Annotated in this window: 2 protein-coding genes; one reads left to right on the top strand and one right to left on the bottom strand. The window is 64.8% G+C overall.

Annotated features, from left to right (window positions below; genetic code table 11):
* A partial coding sequence (gene aceA, locus AC5RWX_RS33080) for an isocitrate lyase (RefSeq protein ID WP_494100393.1) occupies nt 1-1,024 on the bottom strand: 1,024 nt, incomplete at its 3' end.
* 144 nt (nt 1,025-1,168) lie between these two features.
* Here aceA and AC5RWX_RS33075 point away from each other — a divergent pair.
* Nucleotides 1,169-1,604 (top strand): helix-turn-helix domain-containing protein (locus tag AC5RWX_RS33075; protein WP_494100392.1); only part of this gene is annotated, 436 nt, incomplete at its 3' end.

The following is a 1,604-nucleotide window of genomic DNA, read 5'->3' as shown; positions in this document are numbered from 1 at the left end:
GCTTGCGCCAGTTGAACGAGGGCGAGCAGTTGTAGGAGAGCATCTGGTCAGGGAACTCGGCCTTGACGGCCTCGGCGAACTTGCGGGCCAGTTCCAGGTCCGGGGTGCCGGTTTCCATCCAGATCAGGTCTGAGTAGGGGGCGTAGGCCTTGGCCCGGGCGATGCAGGGTTCGATGCCGTTGCGGACCTTGTAGAAGCCCTCGGCGGTGCGGACGGGCTGTCCGCCTTCGCGAGGGATGAATTCCTGGTCGCGTTCGTCCACGTCGGAGGTGATCAGGGTGGCTGCCTCGGCGTCGGTCCGGGCGATGACCACGGACGGGGTGCCGGCGACGTCGGCCGCGAGGCGGGCGGCGTTCAGGGTGCGGACGTGCTGCTGGGTGGGGATCAGGACCTTGCCGCCGAGGTGGCCGCACTTCTTTTCGGAGGCGAGCTGGTCTTCCCAGTGAACGCCGGAGGCGCCGGCCTGGATCATGGATTTCATGAGTTCGTAGGCGTTCAGCGGGCCGCCGAAGCCGGCCTCGGCATCAGCAACGATCGGAACCAGCCAGTCCTCGACGGTCTGGACGCCTTCGGAGAATTCGATCTGGTCGGCGCGGAGCAGGGCGTTGTTGATCCGGCGCACCACCGTGGGCACTGAGTTGGCCGGGTAGAGGGACTGGTCCGGGTAGGTGTGGCCGGAGTTGTTGGCGTCCGCTGCCACCTGCCAGCCGGAAAGATAGATGGCACGGAGGCCGGCCTTGACCTGCTGCACGGCCTGGTTGCCGGTCAGGGCGCCGAGGGCGTTGGTGTATCCGCCGGTCTTGTGCTCTTCCGTGAGCTGCTTCCAGAGCTTCTCTGCGCCGCGGCGGGCCAGGGTGTGTTCTTCGGAGACGCGGCCGCGGAGACGGACGACGTCGGAGGCTGAGTAATCCCGGGTCACACCTTCCCAGCGGGGGTTGGCGGACCACTCGAGCTCCAGGGCGGCGGCCTGCGATTCTGTGTCCTGGCCGGACGGCTGCTGGGTGGGCTCAAATGCTGCAGTCATCGTTGATCTCCTTGATTGAGCTCCGGGGGTCGGCGGGAACCGCGCCTTTGCGGTTCCGCCGGCTTCCCGGTGCAATGCTTACTTCCGTAATCATTACTTTTCAGCACTTCCAACATGGTTGGTAGAGAAGAACTCTGGAAAGAAATGCAATTCTTCCCGTATTCTTCAAAAATGTCGCTTACAAGCTGGAACAGGGAAGTTGCCCCGCCGCCGTCTCCAGGGACGGCAGTTGACCTGGACGTCATTTCACTCGGCCGCCGTGTACGCCACCTGCGCAAACAGGCGGGGCTTACGCTCGAAGGCCTGAGCGCCGCCGTCGGGACAGCGCCCAGCCAGCTGAGCCTGATTGAAAACGGAAAGCGGGAGCCAAAACTCGGGCTCCTCCAGCACCTGGCGTCCGCACTGAGCGTCAGCATCGACCAGCTGCTCGGAGCCGAACCACCCAGCCGCCGGGCGGCCCTCGAGATCGAGCTTGAGCGCTATCAGCGCGGGCCCCTCTATGAATCGCTGAACCTCCCGAAAATCCGCATCAGTTCGCGGCTTCCGCTTGATGTGCTCGAGGCCCAGGTGGGGCTGCTTC

It is taken from the genome of Arthrobacter sp. SPT-J7 (assembly GCF_059089965.1).
This window is presented reverse-complemented; position numbering and strand designations above follow the sequence as displayed.